Below are 16,589 nucleotides of genomic sequence, written 5' to 3'. Positions count from 1 at the left end.
GGGAGAGGGGAGGAAAAAAGCTGATTCGCTCACCCTTCGGGACAGCCTGCGGCTGTTCTGCGCTTCGCTTGTCCCACAAGGGGGGAGGGGAGCAAAAAGCTGATTCGCTTATTCTTCGGGCCGGCCTGTGGCTGTTCTACGATTTGTTTGTCCCACAAGGGGAGGCCATGCGCGGTGTTGGCTGATGCACCGGCTGGCATGGCCTGAGAAGTGGTTTATTCCACCGGGTTGGTGCACTCGCCACGGCTGCCATCAATACGGCAACGGATGCGCCGTTGCAGGCTTAGCATGTCGGAATCGTAGTGGCCTTGCTCGCGCAGCTGGATGCGCGCTTCCTGCATCAGCAGCTCGTATTCCAGCTTGTCTTCCTCTGGAATGTCCTGCATCCACTTCGGATCGACGGCGCCCGCTTCGCGATTCAGCTGCTCCAGAATGCGGTCAAAGTTATTGAAGAAATATTCACGGGATTTCTGCATTGCTTCGCTGGAGAAGCTGTTTTTGTTAGCGATCAATTGCAGCGTGATCTGCATCAGCGGGTAATTGATGATGGCGCCGTTGGGCGACAGGCCGCGATACAGCTCCAGCGCGCTATAGGCGACCAGCGGTGCGCCGATCACATCCACCTGACCGTTATTGAAACGAGTGGAGAAGTTGGTGATATCCGAGGCCACCGGCGTGGCGCCCACCTGCGCTACCATCTGTGCCTGGGTGGGGTCATATTCAAGCACCGCCACTTTCTTGCCTGCCGCTTTGGCCAGGGTATTGATTTCGCGGTCGTTGACAAAAATATAGGCAGCGCCGGCGGGGGCGATGCCCATCACGGCGAACGGGCCTTGCTCCAGGCGCGGGGCGCTTTGCGGGTGCGCCAGTACTTGCAACAACAGTCGCAAATGGTCGTTGTCAGGAATACTGCCGATGGAATCCAGGGTGCCACTGTAGCGATTGAACAGCCGCCCGCGTATGCCGGTCATCAATGTCGCATCGCATTGGCCTGATTTGAGTTCTTCGGCAGCGATCCCTTCGTTGGTATGCGGAATCAGCTCGGCTTCCACCCCCCACTCCATGGCGGCCAGCTGCCATTCGCGCATGGCCTGCATGGCCGGGCCAGCGTTGCCGACAATATCCCACACACAGATTCGGGCCTTGGCCTGAACGGGGTTGGCCCATGGCAGCAGTGCAAGGCATGCGGCCACAAGCAGGGAGCGGTTCAGCATTTTTTTCATGATAGCGTCCTGTTCTGCTGTTGTTCTTTTGAAGCGTGCAGCATACGAGCTTGTTTGCCACAAGGGCATGACCTGTCAGACCACAGCAAGAACCGGAAGTGCCAACAACCGCCGCAGAGAGCCGGCAGTGAAAATCAGGGCTATCAGCTGGAAGGAGAGCCATCGGCTGGAAAGAGAGCCATCAGCTGGAAAGAGAGCCCTCAGCTGTCTGGAGAGCCCTCAGCTGTCTGGAGAGCGACCAGCCGCAGAGGGGCATCAACTACGGGAGATTATCAGTTCAGCCCACACCACCGGCTACCGAGCGCGTCAGTAGCAACAGGAAGAAGGCCGACATGCTGGCGGGGTAACAGGTTGACGGACTGACAGGAAGCACCATCAGGCGCGTAGCAAGCGCCCACAGCAACTGGTGTTCCCCCCAGCAAGCCAAGAAAGTTGTCAGCGCCTGTTGGCCTGCAAGGGCTGTCGCCAGGAAGGCGTTGTGGCGGATCGAGAGTGTGGAAACAGACGCCGCTGCGTTGGGGCAGCGGCTGTCTCGTCAACGGCGCCAATGGCGGCAACAGCAGCGGTTTGCTGCTGTGCATTATGCTCACTCTACCGGGTTGGTGCATTCGCCCCGGCTGGCATCGATGCGGCAGCGCACACGCCGCTGCAAGGAAAGCATCTCGCCATCGTAATGGCCCTGGTCGCGCAGCTCCACCCGGCCTTCGAGCATGGTGTGCTCATATTCGGGGCGATCGCTTTCCGGCACCGGCTCCATCCAGCGCGGATCTACCTGCTCGGCTTCCCGTTCGAGAATATTCACATACTGATCATAGTTGCGGAAAAAGTAATCCCGTGACTTCTGCGCGATCTCCGCCGGGAAGCGGTCAGCACGGCCGATCATCTGCAAGGTCACCTGCAACAGCGGGTAATCGATGATGGCGCCATCCGGTGAGAGGCCGCGATAAAGCTCCAGCGGGTTATAGACGATCAGCGGCGCGGCAATAATATCCACCTGTCCATTGTTGAAGCGGCTGGAGAAGTTGGTGACATCCGAGCCCACCGGCGTTGCTCCCATCCGCGCCACCATTTGCGCCTGCATGGGGTCATGTTCCAGCACCGCAAACTTCTTGCCTGCGGCTTTTGCCAATGTATTGATGTTGCGATCGTTGACAAAGATATAGGCTCCGCCAGCCGGCGCAATGCCCATCACGGTGTACGGGCCTTGCGTCATCTTGTCCGCCGATTGCGGGTGCGCAAGCACTTGCAGCACCAGCCGCAAATGCTCGAAATCCGGAATCGCACCAATGGCATTGATGGTGCCGGTGTATTGATTGAAAGGGCGGGCGCGGAAATCGGTGACGACGGCAGCATCGCACTGTCCGGCTTTCAGCTCCTCGGTGGCGATGCCTTCGTTGGTGTGCACCACCAGGCGCGCATTGAGCCCCCAGGATAACGCTTCAATGCGCCACTCGCGCATGATCGCCATGGTCGGCCCGGCATTGCCGGCGATATCCCAGACGCACACGGTGCGGTCGATCGGGGCGGCAGTGGCGGGCGCAGCGGCCAGCAGGCCGTAAAACAGTGCAGCACACAAAGAGATAAAACGGCCAGAAAGGACAGTCCTGTCCATGGGCATGTTTCCTTGTTTTGATGTGAGTAAGAAATAAATAGCGCTACTGGAGCATAACGGTATGGCAGAGCAGGCGCGAACATCGTTGGTGACTGGTGGGTCGCGCCGGGCCGTGAAGGCCCGGCGGTTGTTCACAGGCCGGCGTTCTTGAGCCGGTTGGCATGTTGTCGGAAGACCGCGACAGGGCTTGTCTCAAGCACACTGCGCAAGCCGAAGGCATGGTTGATTTCATCCAGATGATTCATGTGATAGTCATCGCGAATCACCATGCCGAGGCGGCTGGAGCAACTGCTTACCAGACCGTCATTCTTTTCACCGAGAAATACCACCGAGAGTGCGGCCATGAACGGGTCGGAGACATCCAGCATATTGGTCAGTGTGCTGCCGCCGCTCCAGGAATAGTAACGCACGCCATTGGCCGCCAGGCTTTCTCCCGTGCCACAGTAGTGGGGCGGCACGCCTTCCGGGTACAGCGCATTGAAGGCAAGTGTCTGGGCGGTGGTCAGCGAATACATGGCAGCGCTCACATCCTGTGTTGCGCCGCCATTGGAGATCAGATCGATCAGCCCGGCGATGGCATTGCCGACGCTGTCGATCACGTCATCGGCCAGCGGCAGATGATCAGCCGCCCCTTGCAGCACATCCGCCAGCGGCGCGCCCCAGTTGACGCCCGCCACGGATGAGACAGACGCAACATACTGTGGATACACCGACGCCACATAGCGTGCGGTGGGGCCGCCATGGCTGTGGCCAATGATGTTGACCTTCGCCGCGCCGGTGGTGGCGAGGATGGTTTCTACCTGCCGCGCCAGCTGCTCGCCGCGCACTTCAGTGCTGTTGGCTGCGGCGACTTGCGCGACAAATACCTGCGCGCCACTGCGTTGCAATTCCTGTGGCACACCGTAGAAATAATCCACCCCGAGAATGTCATCAAAACCGAACAGCCCGTGAATCAGCACGATCGGATATTGCGTTTCGGTATAGCCGCTGCGCGGCCCACCGAGCCAGGCCTGGGCCGGTGCTATCAATGCCAGGCAAAGAGAGGCGCATAAAAGCGCCGAGAGACGTTTCAGCATCATGAGTACCTCATCTTGTTTTTCTGTGCAGTGAATATCCAGCCGGTGATGCGTGAACCCGGCCACGGGCCCTGTCGCTATCCGCGAGGCTGCACTGCTTTGCTCAGCTGCTTTCCTGCCAGGCCACCTTCAGCCTAGTCGCTGGGCCTGACAGTGTCTCTGCTGGCAAATCGGCACCTATGGCGTGTGCTCGCCTTGAATGATTTATTTGTGATGAAGGTTTCATTGGCAGGGAGGTGAGGCCGGTCTGGAGCTTGCAGGGCGAGCCTGTGAAGGGCGTATTCAGGAGGAACCTGTAAAGGGCGCTCGCGAAAATGAACCGGCACCCAGTACCCAGCGCCTGGAGTCTGGAGCCAAGACGATATTATTCTGGAGGCAGGGTCATGCGTGTTCCGAGGGAGGGCGTTCCGAGGGAGGGCGCTCTCAGAGCTGTAATTATCAAAGGCATAGGCCTGTTGGTATTACTGGTAGCCGCCGGCTTCTTGCTGCGGCCGGCAGGCACGCCCGGCACCGGCAAGCTGGAAAGCCGCACCGTCAGCACCAGTAACCAGGCTGACGGCGCAGCGCAACACAACGAGCAGCCCGGCCCTGTGCCAGCCGTTGACCAACTGGCCGCCGGCACGGCGCCGGAAACGCTGGCGCATTATCTGGCAGCCGCATCCCGGCTTGGCGCGCCGCCTGCATCGTTGGCAGGCACGGAAGTCGATGGTGAATTGCGTGCCGATAGCGAGGGCAACCTGATCGTTGAGCACGGGCTGAGGCGCGTGTTCGATTATTTTCTGGCCACGCTTGGTGAAGAAGATCTGCCGGCCATCAAGGCGCGCATAGCGCTGTATCTGCACGAGCAGCTGCCGGCGCCGGCTGCCGCTCAAGCCTGGGGGCTGTTGCAGCGTTATCTGGCCTACGACGAAGCACTCGCCGCCTTGCCTGCGCTTGATGGCAGTGTGGAAAGCATGCATCAGCTTTTGCGGCAACGCAGCGATTTGCGCCGCGCCTGGCTGGGGCAGGCGGCGGCAGATGCTTTCTTCTCGCTGGATGATGCCTTTGATGCTTATTCACTGGAGCGAGTGGCGTTGCAGCGTGACGACACATTGTCAGCCGCCGAGCGCCGGGCCCGGCAGCAGCAGCTTGAGCGCATCTTGCCAGCGCCGATACAGCAGGCGCGGCAGCAGATGCGTGCGCCTGTGGCAGTCGCAGAGCAAGTGGAAGCACTGCGAGCGCAAGGTGCTGATGAAGAAACCGTGCGGCAGCTCCGCGCACAGCACTTCGGGCCAGAGGCGGCCGAGCGGTTGCAGCAGCTGGATGAGGCGCGCAGCGAATGGGATAGCCGTTATGCCGCATGGCGTGCCGAGCGCGCCGCGATTCAGGCCAGTGGCCTGGCGGAAGAGGATCAGGTGCGCGCACTGGAGGCGGCCATGGCGCAACATTTTTCGGAGCAAGAGCGGCGCCGTGTGCAGGCGTTGGATCGGCTTCAGGCTGCGCAGTGACGCAAAGAACGTAAGGCAAGTACGGAAAAGTAAGAGAGGCAAGGAACACGAGAAATGCAGGAATGCAGGAATGTCGAGAAAGGTGGGTGAAGGGCGGGCTAAAACCGGAAGAGCTGTGAGGAAGATCCCCGAAGCGCGGAACAAGCCTGCCGTGCCAGACGCCGGGTGGCGCTGGCACGAGCAGGCCGCTATCAGCTCTTGCCCTGGTTGGCGACGGCAGCGGCGGCCTTTTCGGCTGCGTCGCTGTCGCCCAGATAGCCGCTGCTGACCGGCTTCAGATTGTCGTCCAGTTCATACACCATCGGAATGCCGGTGGGGATGTTCAGTTTGACGATGTCTTCATCTGAAATATTGTCCAGATGCTTGATCAGTGCGCGCAGGCTGTTGCCGTGGGCGACGATCAGCACTTGCTTGCCGGCGCGGATCTGCGGTTCGATCTCGGCCTGGAAATAAGGCACGAAACGATCCACGGTATCTTTCAGGGATTCGCTTTGCGGCACCTGCTGTTCGGTCAGGCCGCGATACACCCGCTGATTGCCCGCGTAGCGCTCATCACTGCGCTCCATCGGCGGTGGTGGCGTATCGTAGCTGCGGCGCCAGATCAGCACCTGTTCGTCGCCGTATTTCTGCGCCGTTTCGGCTTTGTTCAGGCCCTGAAGCGCACCGTAGTGGCGCTCATTGAGGCGCCAATCGCGAATCACCGGTACCCACATCTGGTCCATGCCGTCGAGAATCGTCCACAGTGTGCGGATGGCGCGCTTGAGGACGGAGGTATAGGCCACGTCGAATTCAAAACCGGCCTCCTTGAGCAACTCGGCGGCGCGTGCTGCTTCGGCGCGGCCCTGATCAGTAAGATCGACGTCTTTCCAGCCGGTAAAACGGTTCTGTTCGTTCCAGGTACTCTGGCCGTGGCGGACCAGCACCAGTTTCGTGGTCATGTGGCGTTCCTGTGCAGTGGCGAAAGCGCGCGTAGGGTAGCAGAAAGCGCGGGCAGCGGGGAGAGCCGCCGGCTCAGCGCAGTGGTTCCGGGATCGGCCAGCGGCCGATACGATCGCCGCCGAGTGTGCCCAGATACAGGTGCCCGTCGTGCTCCACGGCAGAGGTGATCTCGTGCAGCAGCTCACCGCCGGGGTCTTGCGGTGCGGCGACAATCTCGCCGTCAGGACTCAGCAACAACACCATGCCATACCGCTCCGGTGCCGGTTGCAGGCTGCCCGGCAAGCGCGCCAGCAGGTTGCGTAGCGCCACCGAGCCGCTGATACGGTCGAACTGCGGATTGCGGCGCGACGGAATCGCCACCCAATAGCCCTTGCCGCCGGGGCGCGTGGAAATGTTATCGGGGAAGCCGGGCAGCCCGTGGGCAAACAGATCCTGCTCGCCAGCCCGCTCGCCATGCAGCCAGTAGCGCCGGATACGGTAGCGGAAGGTTTCGTTGACCAGCAGATAATCACCCTCGGCGGACAGCGTCACGCCATTGGCAAAATACAGCTCACCCAGCAACACGCGGGTTTCGCCCGTCGCCGGATCATACGCCAGCAGCCGCCCGTGCGGGCGGCCCTCGATCAGGTCCAGCCGGTAATCGGGAAGGGTAAAGCGGCTTGATGCATCGGTGAAATAGATGACGCCATCAGCGCCGATGGCCACATCGTCGCAAAATTGCAGTGGCACACCGTCGATCTCGTCCACCAGCGTCTCGATATGGCCATGCGCATCCACCCGCAACAGGCCACGCACCGCATCAGCTACCACCAACCGGCCCTGATGATCCAGCGCCAGCCCCAGCGGGCGGCCACCGGTGTGCGTGATCGGGTGCACGCCGCCTTGCGTATCAATGCGCAACAGCCGGCCATCGGCGGTGCCGGTAAACAGCTCGCCGCTGTCGTCGAGAATCACCGCTTCCGGCCCGTCCACCAGACCCTGCGCGAGCAGGCTGGCCTGACGCAGCTCGGTGTTCGCCTCCAGTACACCGGCCAGTGGTGGCGCTGCCGGCGAGCGCCAGGCGACCGCATCTACCGGCCCCGGCCGGGTCAGCCAGAACAACACCGCAAACAGCGTCACAGGCACGATTACCAGCAGTCTGATCCAACGCACCATCCTTCTCCCTTGACGCGCCCATGTTCAGGTGGCGGGCAGTATAGCAGCCGTGCAGCGCACAGGTTTGCCCGCGAGGCGGCGTGAGGCTGCTATAATGCCGCCTCGCTATCGAAGGCTGGGCCGGATTACGCATGACTTATCGCTGGATCGAAGACGCCGCCACCTTGCAGACCGCCGTAGCGGGTCTGGAGGCGGGGCAAACGCTGTACCTGGATACTGAATTCATGCGCGAGCGCACCTTCTGGCCGCAACTGGCTCTGGTGCAGGTCAACACCGGTGACGACATCTGGCTGATCGACGTGCTGGCGCTGGCAGATCGCACGCCGTTGGCGCAATTGCTGACGGGGCGGCCGCTGGTGATGCACGCCTGCTCGGAAGACATCGAAGCGCTGCACGTCTTTGCCGGCGTGCTGCCGGTGGAAGTGCTCGATACCCAGATCGCCGCCAGCCTGTGCGGCTTTGATTTGCAGTGCAGTTACCAGCGGCTGGTGCGCGAGCTGGCCGGGGTGGAATTACCCAAGGATGCCACTCGTACCGATTGGCTCAAGCGGCCTCTTAGTGCGCAACAGCTGGCCTATGCACGCGATGACGTGGTGTGGCTGCCACAACTGGCCACAGAGCTGCGCGAGCGCCTGAGCAATCTGGGCCGACTTGGCTGGTGGCAGGAAGAATGTGAGCGGCTGGTGGCCAGCGTGCAGCATCAGGTCGCCGAAGAAGACGCCTGGAAACAGGTCAAAGGTGCTGGCCATCTCGGCGGCGTTGCACTATCGCGCCTGCGCGCACTGGCAGCCTGGCGCGACCGCATGGCCCGCGAGCGCGATTTGCCCCGTGGTTTTATCGTCCGCGATCCGGCCATGCTGGCGCTGGCCGAACAGGCGCCGGTAAAGCGCGAGGCCCTGGTCGCGCTGGGCGTGCATCAATCGGTAGCTCGTCGTGATGGCGACACCATACTCGCCTTGCTGAAAGAAGCCGCCAGCCAGCCACCCCCGCCGCCGCTGCCGGAGCCGCCTGATGCCACCCAGCGTGGCCAGGTCAAACAACTGCGCAGCCGCGTGGCGGAGCTTGCCAGCGGGCTTGGCCTGGAGCCCGAGGTGCTGGTGCGGCGCCGCTGGCTGGAAGCACTGGTGCGTGCCCCCGAGCGCGTGCCCGAGCCGATGCAAGGCTGGCGCCGTGATCGGGTTGCCCGGCCCCTGCAGGAGATGTTGCTCGATGACTGACAACCAGACCACCTCTCGACACCTGATCTGCTCGATCTACCACAGCAGCAAGCGCGAGGGCATGTATCTTTTTGTCGACAAGCCACGCGGGTTGGCGTGCGTGCCGGAGCCGCTGATGCAGCAGTTCGGAACCCCCAGACACGTCAGCGACATGCTGCTGCGCCCCGGCCGGCCATTGGCGCGTGCCGATGTGGAGAAAGTGCGCGGGGCGCTGCTTGAGCAGGGCTGGTATCTGCAAATGCCGCCGCCACCCGATAGCGATCTGTATCTGGCACAAGGGCACCCCGGCCGTGATGCGTGAGCGTTTCTGGGAACGATTTTCACTCGCCGAGCTCAACATTGCCGAATGGGAAGCGTTGTGCGACGGCTGCGGCCGTTGCTGCCTGGTAAAGCTGGAAGACGAAGACACCGGCGAGCTGCATTACACCCATCTGGCGTGCAGAATGCTCGACACCGACACCAGCCGCTGCCTGGATTACGCGGCCCGGCAACAACACGTGCCGGACTGCGTTCAGATGACCCCGGAAACTGCCGCCTGGGACTGGCTGCCGGACACCTGCGCCTACCGCCGGCTGGCACGCGGCGAAGGGCTGGCGAGCTGGCACCCGCTGATCAGCGGCAGCGGCGCCAGTGTCGTTGAGGCCGGCATCTCGGTGCGCGGCAGAGTGTTCAGCGAAACACTGGTGGATGAAGACGAATACGAAGACCATATCATTCGTTGGGTGAGCTAGCCGACAAGATGCCAGGGGCCGCCCGCATCGTGAACGATGGCAGGCGGTAGCACGTAGCAGGCAAGGCAGGCAAAGCAAGGCAGACAGAACCGGGCAATAGCAGGAGAGAAGCGTGTCAGAAGAAGGTTATGTGATGGCGTGGATGGTCTATCTCGGTGCCGCCGTGGTCACCCTGGCAACGTTATGGTGGCTATCCTGGCGCTGGTCATTGGCCGCCAAACTGACGCTGCGGGCGGTGGCCATTGCCGTTCTGTTCATGCCCTGGCCAGTGGCCATGGACACCGATACTCTTGGCCCGGCATGGGTGGTCACGCTGTTCGATACCCTGGTGCAATCGGATGGCACCCCGCTGCGGGCTGGTGCCCCCTTGCTCACCACCATAGTGCTCGCGCTGCTGATCGGCGCGGGCCTGTATGCATGGCGGCGGACACGATGAGTGAGTGTATCTTTTGCGCGATAGCCGCCCGGCAATCGCCGGCCAGCGTCATCTACGAAGATGAACGCGCCATGGTGTTGCTGGATCTGTTTCCGGTGCGGGAGGGCCACGTGCTTATCATCCCGCGCAAGCATGGCCAGTTCGTCGGTGATTTCGATGACGACTTGCTCGGCCATATGATGAGCCTGGCACGGCGCACCATCGTGGCGCAAAAAGCCGTCGCGGAAAAAACCGGCAATCTCGTCATTCGCGGCCACAATCTGATCATCAACGATGGCAAGGCCGCCAACCAGCACGTCCCCCATTTGCATTTGCACGTTATTCCCCGCCAGGGCGGCGATAGCGTCGCGCTGGCGTTCACCTGGGCAACGCGCATGATGAATTACTTCGGTGTGGCAGCTCGTCGTGAGCGCCTGGATCGCCTCGCCGGCCTGCTGCACGAACACTTTCCGCCCGCCTGATTGGCCCCTCTCCAGCTTTTTTCTTGCGCTGCATACGTCCGGTATAGGTGCCGTAGAAAGCGGCTGTTGTGGCTGCTCTACGGCCCGGAAAAACCAACTGGCCAAACGAAGAGCGCCCACTGCCCTAATCCGACTCGCCAGTTTTGTTCTGGGCTGGGCAACAGAGGGAGCCTTTGTTGCCGTCATCGCCCCCTCTCCCCAACCCCTTATTCGCTTACGCTCACCCTCCGGGCCAGCCTGCGGCTGTTCTGCGCTTCGCTTGTCCCACAAGGGGAGAGGGGCTAAATATTGTTCTGCGCTTCGGTTGTCCGACAGGGGGAGTGGGGTTAAATATTGTTCTGCGCTTCGGTTGTCCGACAGGGGGAGTGGGGTTAAATGTTGTTCTGCGCTTCGGTTGTCCGTCTGGGGAGTGGGGCTAGATACTGCTGTGGTTGTGTAGTGCTTCGTTTTTCCGATATTGGGGCGGGCGGTGATATTTCGGTAACTATCAAGCCGTTTTTTGCTCCCCTCTCCCCTTGCGGGAGAGGGGTTGGGGGAGAGGGGGCTGCGATTTTCCAGCCGGCACGATGATCGCTATAGGTACATTCCTTATTTGTTTTTCACACAATATCCTGTTGGAGACTTCACAATCAGAGCAAATCACCTGATGCCAGTTTTGTTTCGCCTCGGGCATTAGCGCGGCCCTTCTCTGCCATCATCGCCCCCTCTCCCCAACCCCTCTCCCACAAGGGGAGAGGGGCTAAATACTCTTCTGCGCTTCGCTTGTCCCACAAGGGGAGAGGGGCTAAATATTGTTCTGCGCTTCGGTTGTCCGTCTGGGGAGTGGGGCTAGAGAATGCTGCGGCTGTTCTGCGCTTCGCTTGCCTCTCAAGGGAAGAGGGGCAAAAAATATTTCGGCTGTATCCCTTTCGATCGCCTCACAAGTAGAGGAAGTAGAGGATATTTCTGTAGGCGTGATGCTGGTTTGTTGTTCCTTTTCTCTCTGTAGAAGCTATGTGCTCAAAAGACTGATGTGAAGAGCGTTAAAAGGGGTGGAGCGAAGAGACAGAAAGCAGTAGCCAGGAAACAGGACGCAGGAAGCAGGAAGCAGGGAGCAGGAAGACGATGCGTTTGTTGGTGCGCTTCAGGGCGGCGAGGCCGCCGCCCTGAAGTGAACCAGTCAAGAATCAATCAAGCGGGATAACTTGTCGCACATCCAGCTTCTGGAACAGCCAGTCGTGCATCCCGTCGAACGCCAGCGGCAGGAACGAAATGATCAGCAGTGCTGTGAACAGTACTGAAATGGGCAGCAGGAACTTCTCGTAGCGGCTCCAGAAACTGCCGGTGGAGAGCTTGGCTCGCTCAACCTCATCGTCACCCACCACCTGCCGTGTGAGCAGATGGTTCAGCGCCACCGGTGGCGTGACGTAACCCAGCTCGAACGAGACCAGCGCCACGATCCAGAAGTGCAGTGGATCAATGCCTGCCGAGACCGCAATCGGGGCAATGATGGCGTTCACCAGCAGCACCGCGCCCATCGGATCCATGAACATACCGGTGAGCACCAGGACGGCGGTGATCATCGCCATCGCAAACCAGATACTGCTGAAGTCTGTGGGGATAGCTTCCATCAGGCCGCCGCGCTCGACGATGCCGCCGACACTCACCGACAGCGCCATCAGCATCAGAAGGGCACCGATATGCACCGTGGTGTCACTGGTGGCAGTACGCAGGGCGTGCTCGAAGCCCTTAGGCCGGACGTGTCCCTCGGCTTCAACTTCCCGGGCGTTGGCGGCGCGCTTGTCCTTGCCGAGCAGCACATACTCATAGAACAGGATGGCCAGCATCACCACCGGGAGGATGATCGGTGCGGAGAATTCATCCAGACCACGATCAAGGGCGTAACGGAAGAACAGTACCACCAGCATGAGAATGATCACATACGGGATCAACGGGACAAGCAGGCGAATACTCTTGGGCAGCGCTTCGCGGAACGGGGCAACACGTGCCGGCTCCTGGCGGGCAAACTGCGAGAACAGGAAGAACAGCGTCAGCGTCAGGAAGAATACCTTCAGGCCGGAGGAGAACAGCTCGGCCGTAGTCACGGCGTTGTTCAGCGCAGCGATGATCACCACCAGCAGGCAGGGCCGCAGCAGCACACCCATGGAGCCGGACATCGCGGTGGTGGCCAGTGCCATTTGCGGGCGTGCGCCAGCGCGCATCAGTTCGCTGTAGATCACTGCACCAGCCGCAATCACGAAAATACCGGAGGCGCCGGTGTAGGCGGTCGGCAGAGCAGTCACCAGCAGCACCACGAAGCACAACAGCTCCGGAGACATGTGCCAGGGTCGGAACACGTTGAACACCAGCTGCGCCATGCGCGTCTGTTTCAGCATCATCCCGATCCAGATATAAAGGCCCAGATTCAGGAACAGCGTGGAAAGCTCCATCATCATGCCCAGATACACGCTCATGCCGTGGTAGTAACCGCTGAACATGAATTGCGTACCCGCTGACAAGCACATGAAGCTGTATAGCGGAATAGTCAGAACCGCCTTGCCCCAGGAGCCGCCGGGGTCCATGCGATCAGCGGGTGGCCGCAGCAGTTGCGACACGTTGATCAGCGCCAGCAGGGCAAAGCCCACGATCCAGAAAATATGCAAATAGAAGTGGTTGACCTGGATGCCGTCGGCAATCGCGGCCAGCTCGCGCTGACGGTAAACAATTGCGGAGGACATCAGCATCAGGTTGGCGATCAGCTGGACCGATACCGACACATAGTGGTCGCGGCGTGTGCGAATGGGGCGCAGGCCGATGTGATGGCGCGTCATGGTGGCCGTGGCGGCACAGATCAGCAGCAGCAGGCACAGCAGCAGGCGTTTATAGCCACCGAGTTCGGTGACCGCCATGGCCACGCTGGTTTCCACGGTACGATAGGCTACCACGCCTGGCGTGATGCGTGATTCGACACGCTCGTAACGCTCCCAGCGATCAAGGCACACCTGCTGCGAGCGTTCCAGCGAGCGGCGAATCGCATCTTCGTCGATCTCCGAGCCCAGTAGTGCCGCAAGCGGATCGTCCGAGGCGCTGGCTTCCCGCTCTGCAATAGTGCGGGCCAGCTCGGCTTCGAGGTCTCGCTCACGCTCACAGGTTGGCGCATTCTGGGTGGCGCGCAGCAGGAAATATTCATCCCAGTTGCTCTCGCCGAATTTCAGCAGCTGCGAATGAATGATCTCGCCGGAGGCCAGAAAGATGGTGATCAGCAGGATCACCACGGTTGGTAGAGTAGATATCCATTCCCCAATCGAGCGATTGGCAATACGTAAACGCGATGAAGCTTCCATGGGTCACCCGGTTGTTGTTATGCGAAAACGCGTCCGGGAAAAGGGGCGCGCGCTGGGATGGCGATCTGCCGTCGCCTCTTTCATAAGGGGACGAGTTTATGCGAGAAAGGGCAGAGTGCCTATTGAAGAGAGGGTGGAAAAGCAGCTTTTCACAAAGTTGCCAGTCCGGTTCTGGTGCCATGTAGAGGTGCCCGGCCAGCGGCTGCGGTGTACAAGCCATTCAGGCGGCCAGCCAGATGGCCGGTCAGGTTGGGCCAATGCCGAGTCAGTTGATGACCCGGCAGCGGCGCCCCGTTCGGGGCGCGCTGTCAGCGATAAACCATCATGTCGACCAGATAAGAGGCGCCAGCCACAAAGGCGACCAGCAGAGCCAGCGCCAGCATCAGATACCACAGCGGTTTGAAGCTGCGCGGCAGTGGTTCACGGGGCCCGATGTGTGGGCGTTCGACCGGTTTTTCGGATCTGTCTGTCATGGTGCTCGCTGTCTGGCTGGTGCGCAGGCAATGGCAGGGCATCCGGCGGGAGGGCGCCTGCACGAAGCCCGTACGCCGGATAAAGGAACGGGCCGTTATGGCCCGCTCGGAGTGGTGCATTATGTCAGTTCAACGGCCGGTTTGTCAGTCAAGCGGAATCACCTGACGTACATCCAGCCTCTGGAACAGCCACTCATGCAGCCCGTCGAACGCCAGCGGCAGGAACGATACCATCAGCAGGGCAGTGAACAGCACTGCGATCGGCAGCAGGAACTTCTCATGACGGGTCCAGAAGCTCCCGGTCGAAAGTTTGGCTCGTTCGACCTCCTCCTCCCCTACAACCTGGCGTGTCAACAAATGGTTCAGTGCCACTGGAGGGGTCACATATCCCAGCTCGAACGACACCAGCGCCACGAGCCAGAAGTGCAATGGGTCGATGCCTGCCGAGATAGCGATTGGCGCGATAGTCGCGTTGACGAGAATTACCGCACCGTAGGGATCCATAAACATGCCAGTGAGCACCAGCGTCAAAGCGATGATCCCCATGGCGATCCACATAGAACTGAATTCAGACGGTACGGCCTCCATCAGGCCAGCGCGCTCCACAATACCGCCAACACTGACGGACAGTGCCATCAACATCAACAAGGCGCCGATGTGTACGGTGGTCTCGCTGGTCGCAGTACGCAAAGCATGCTCAAAGCCCTTCGGCCGAATGCGGCCTTCAGCCTCTGTCTGCCTTACAAACTCCGCACGTTTGTCCTTGCCGAGCAGGACATACTCGTAGAACAGGACGGCCAGCAGCACCACCGGCAGAATGATCGGCGCAGAGAACTCGTCAAGGCGGCGATCCAGGCCCCACCGGAAGAACAAGACGACCGCCGCGATAATCAGGACATACGGGATCAGCGGCCGCAGTAACACGAGGCTCTTTGGCAGAGCTTCACGGAATGGTGCAATACGGGCCGGCTCCTTGCGAGCAAACTGCGAAAAGATAAAGAAGAGCAGCAGTGTCAGGAAAAATACTTTCAGGCCCGAGGAAAACAACTCCGCAGTGGTTACAGCATTATTCAGGGCGGCAATGATGACCACCAACAGGCATGGGCGCAGCAATACCCCCATGGAGCCGGACATCGCGGTAGTGGCCAATGCCATCTGGGGACGGGCGCCTGCGCGCATGAGCTCGCTGTAGATAACGGCCCCGGCGGCGATCACAAAGATGCCTGAAGCGCCGGTGTAGGCCGTGGGCAGCGCGGTGACCAGCAGCACCACGAAGCACAGCAGCTCCGGTGACATTTGCCAGGGGCGGAACACGTTGAAGACCAGCTGCGCCATACGGGTCTGTCGCAGCATCATCCCGATCCAGATATACAGCGCGAGGTTCAGGAACAGCGTGGAAAGCTCCATCATCATGCCCAGGTACACGCTCATGCCATGGTAGTAGCCATCGAGCATGAACTGCGTGCCGGCCGAGAGGCACATGAAGGTATACAGCGGGATCGTCAGCACTGCCTTGGGCCACGAGCCGCCCGGCTCCGTGCGATCTTGCGGCGGCCGTGCCAGTTGCCAGATATTGATCAGTGCCAGCAGTCCGAAGCCGGCGATCCAGAACGCGTGCAGATAAAAGTGGTTGACTTGAATGCCATCGGCGATGCTGTCCAGCTCTCGTCCGCGATAAATGATGGCAGACACCATCAGCATCAGGTTTGCTACCAGTTGCGCTGAGGTCGAAACGTAGTGATCCCGGCGTGTGCGGATCGGGCGCAGGCCGATGTGATGGCGTGTCACGGTCGCCGTAGCGGCACAGATCAGCAGCAGCAGGCACAGTAGCAAGCGCTTGTAGCCACCGAGTTCGGTGACTGCCATGGCAACACTGGTTTCCACTGCGCGGTAAGCGATGACGCCGGGGGTGAGGCGTGATTCCACGCGCTCATAGCGTTCCCAGCGGCCCTCGCACACTTGCTGCGAGCGCTCCAGCGAACGGCGAATGGCATCTTCGTCAATATCGTTGCCCAGCAATGCCGCGAGCGGGTCATCAGCGGCGCTGGCCTCGCGTTCGGCGATGGTACGGGCCACTTCCTCCTCAATGTCACGCTCACGTTCACAGGTTGGTGCGTTCTGGGTGGCGCGCAGCAGGAAGTATTCTTCCCAGTTCCGCTCACCGAACTTGAGTAGTTGTGAGTGAATGATTTCGCCGGAGGCGAGAAAAATCGTGATCAGCAGAATCAGCACGGTCGGCAAGGTGGAAACCCACTCGCCGACTGTGCGATTTGCGATGCGTAAACGCGATGATAGTTCCATGTGTCACCCGGTTGTTATTATGCGATGCACCCGTGGTGCAGGCCGCTCCGTCCACTGACAAGTCCCGCTTTGCAGCTTTCAGGGCGCCATAAGCGCTTCTGGCTGGCCGGCAGTAACGAATAAGGCGCCGTCAACGGCGCCGACATAACAAAGAC

General features: G+C 60.6%; 15 protein-coding genes. 7 read left to right on the top strand and 8 right to left on the bottom strand.

Going from position 1 to position 16,589, the window contains the following annotated elements; all coding sequences use genetic code 11:
* Window positions 1-185 (top strand): hypothetical protein (locus MU846_RS13565; protein ID WP_246953638.1); only part of this gene is annotated, 185 nt, incomplete at its 5' end.
* Window positions 186-215: 30 nt separating this feature from the next.
* Here MU846_RS13565 and MU846_RS13560 read toward each other — a convergent pair.
* The 3 genes from MU846_RS13560 to MU846_RS13550 form a co-directional block, all read right to left on the bottom strand.
* On the bottom strand, window positions 216-1,223 hold the full coding sequence (locus tag MU846_RS13560; RefSeq protein WP_246953636.1) for a putative solute-binding protein: 1,008 nt from the start codon (window positions 1,221-1,223) through the stop codon (window positions 216-218).
* 586 nt (window positions 1,224-1,809) lie between these two features.
* Window positions 1,810-2,835 carry a putative solute-binding protein gene (locus tag MU846_RS13555; protein WP_246953634.1) on the bottom strand — a complete coding sequence of 342 codons (1,026 nt, stop codon included), beginning with the start codon at window positions 2,833-2,835 and terminating at the stop codon, window positions 1,810-1,812.
* Window positions 2,836-2,966: 131 nt separating this feature from the next.
* On the bottom strand, window positions 2,967-3,914 hold the full coding sequence (locus MU846_RS13550) for a lipase family alpha/beta hydrolase (RefSeq protein ID WP_246953632.1): 948 nt from the start codon (window positions 3,912-3,914) through the stop codon (window positions 2,967-2,969).
* 452 nt (window positions 3,915-4,366) lie between these two features.
* Here MU846_RS13550 and MU846_RS13545 point away from each other — a divergent pair, with 452 nt between their 5' ends.
* Complete coding sequence (locus MU846_RS13545) at window positions 4,367-5,398, top strand: lipase secretion chaperone (protein ID WP_246953630.1); 1,032 nt, start codon at window positions 4,367-4,369, stop codon at window positions 5,396-5,398.
* A 191-nt stretch (window positions 5,399-5,589) separates the two neighbouring features.
* Here MU846_RS13545 and gpmA read toward each other — a convergent pair whose 3' ends face one another.
* Together gpmA and MU846_RS13535 are read right to left on the bottom strand one after the other, a co-directional pair.
* Window positions 5,590-6,336: a 2,3-diphosphoglycerate-dependent phosphoglycerate mutase gene (gene gpmA, locus MU846_RS13540; protein WP_246953629.1), complete on the bottom strand. Its 747-nt coding sequence runs from the start codon at window positions 6,334-6,336 to the stop codon at window positions 5,590-5,592.
* 73 nt (window positions 6,337-6,409) lie between these two features.
* Window positions 6,410-7,489 carry an SMP-30/gluconolactonase/LRE family protein gene (locus MU846_RS13535; protein ID WP_246953627.1) on the bottom strand — a complete coding sequence of 360 codons (1,080 nt, stop codon included), beginning with the start codon at window positions 7,487-7,489 and terminating at the stop codon, window positions 6,410-6,412.
* 134 nt (window positions 7,490-7,623) lie between these two features.
* Between MU846_RS13535 and rnd the strand changes: the two genes are divergently transcribed.
* The 5 genes from rnd to MU846_RS13510 all read left to right on the top strand — a co-directional run bounded on the left by rnd (window position 7,624) and on the right by MU846_RS13510 (window position 10,337).
* On the top strand, window positions 7,624-8,709 hold the full coding sequence (rnd, locus tag MU846_RS13530; RefSeq protein WP_246953625.1) for a ribonuclease D: 1,086 nt from the start codon (window positions 7,624-7,626) through the stop codon (window positions 8,707-8,709).
* A complete protein-coding gene (locus MU846_RS13525) occupies window positions 8,702-9,010 on the top strand; it encodes a YcgL domain-containing protein (protein ID WP_246953623.1) in 309 nt (102 codons plus the stop codon). Before rnd ends, MU846_RS13525 begins: the two co-directional genes overlap by 8 nt.
* On the top strand, window positions 9,003-9,440 hold the full coding sequence (locus tag MU846_RS13520) for a YcgN family cysteine cluster protein (RefSeq protein ID WP_246953621.1): 438 nt from the start codon (window positions 9,003-9,005) through the stop codon (window positions 9,438-9,440). Before MU846_RS13525 ends, MU846_RS13520 begins: the two co-directional genes overlap by 8 nt.
* Before the next feature lie 112 nt (window positions 9,441-9,552).
* Window positions 9,553-9,876, top strand: a complete 324-nt coding sequence (locus MU846_RS13515; protein WP_246953619.1) for a hypothetical protein — start codon at window positions 9,553-9,555, stop codon at window positions 9,874-9,876.
* The gene (locus tag MU846_RS13510; RefSeq protein WP_246953617.1) at window positions 9,873-10,337 is read left to right on the top strand and encodes an HIT family protein; all 465 of its coding nucleotides are present in this window, start codon (window positions 9,873-9,875) and stop codon (window positions 10,335-10,337) included. The genes MU846_RS13515 and MU846_RS13510 overlap by 4 nt, the downstream gene beginning before the upstream one ends.
* A gap of 1,166 nt (window positions 10,338-11,503) precedes the next feature.
* On the opposite strand, the gene MU846_RS13505 is transcribed toward MU846_RS13510, so the two are convergent.
* The 3 genes from MU846_RS13505 to MU846_RS13495 form a co-directional block, all read right to left on the bottom strand.
* Window positions 11,504-13,660, bottom strand: coding sequence for a TRAP transporter large permease subunit (locus MU846_RS13505; protein ID WP_246953615.1), 2,157 nt, complete (start codon window positions 13,658-13,660; stop codon window positions 11,504-11,506).
* Between the two features lie 308 nt (window positions 13,661-13,968).
* Window positions 13,969-14,133 carry a hypothetical protein gene (locus MU846_RS13500; RefSeq protein WP_246953613.1) on the bottom strand — a complete coding sequence of 55 codons (165 nt, stop codon included), beginning with the start codon at window positions 14,131-14,133 and terminating at the stop codon, window positions 13,969-13,971.
* A 144-nt stretch (window positions 14,134-14,277) separates the two neighbouring features.
* The gene (locus tag MU846_RS13495; RefSeq protein ID WP_246953611.1) at window positions 14,278-16,434 is read right to left on the bottom strand and encodes a TRAP transporter large permease subunit; all 2,157 of its coding nucleotides are present in this window, start codon (window positions 16,432-16,434) and stop codon (window positions 14,278-14,280) included.
* Window positions 16,435-16,589 lie beyond the last annotated feature (155 nt).

It is taken from the genome of Alcanivorax quisquiliarum (assembly GCF_023051175.1).
GTDB lineage: Bacteria > Pseudomonadota > Gammaproteobacteria > Pseudomonadales > Alcanivoracaceae > Isoalcanivorax > Isoalcanivorax quisquiliarum.
The sequence above is the reverse complement of the archived record's forward strand: the minus strand, read 5'-3'. Positions and strand labels throughout refer to the sequence as shown.

What these genes read in the sequence shown, in the direction of transcription:
- MU846_RS13520 (WP_246953621.1), top strand. Translation starts at nt 9,003, where the DNA reads ATGCGTGAGCGTTTCTGGGAACGATTTTCACTCGCCGAGCTCAACATT.
- MU846_RS13550 (WP_246953632.1), bottom strand. Translation starts at nt 3,914, where the DNA reads ATGATGCTGAAACGTCTCTCGGCGCTTTTATGCGCCTCTCTTTGCCTG.
- gpmA (WP_246953629.1), bottom strand. Translation starts at nt 6,336, where the DNA reads ATGACCACGAAACTGGTGCTGGTCCGCCACGGCCAGAGTACCTGGAAC.
- rnd (WP_246953625.1), top strand. Translation starts at nt 7,624, where the DNA reads ATGACTTATCGCTGGATCGAAGACGCCGCCACCTTGCAGACCGCCGTA.
- MU846_RS13500 (WP_246953613.1), bottom strand. Translation starts at nt 14,133, where the DNA reads ATGACAGACAGATCCGAAAAACCGGTCGAACGCCCACACATCGGGCCC.
- MU846_RS13495 (WP_246953611.1), bottom strand. Translation starts at nt 16,434, where the DNA reads ATGGAACTATCATCGCGTTTACGCATCGCAAATCGCACAGTCGGCGAG.
- MU846_RS13560 (WP_246953636.1), bottom strand. Translation starts at nt 1,223, where the DNA reads ATGAAAAAAATGCTGAACCGCTCCCTGCTTGTGGCCGCATGCCTTGCA.
- MU846_RS13525 (WP_246953623.1), top strand. Translation starts at nt 8,702, where the DNA reads ATGACTGACAACCAGACCACCTCTCGACACCTGATCTGCTCGATCTAC.
- MU846_RS13555 (WP_246953634.1), bottom strand. Translation starts at nt 2,835, where the DNA reads ATGGACAGGACTGTCCTTTCTGGCCGTTTTATCTCTTTGTGTGCTGCA.
- MU846_RS13505 (WP_246953615.1), bottom strand. Translation starts at nt 13,660, where the DNA reads ATGGAAGCTTCATCGCGTTTACGTATTGCCAATCGCTCGATTGGGGAA.
- MU846_RS13510 (WP_246953617.1), top strand. Translation starts at nt 9,873, where the DNA reads ATGAGTGAGTGTATCTTTTGCGCGATAGCCGCCCGGCAATCGCCGGCC.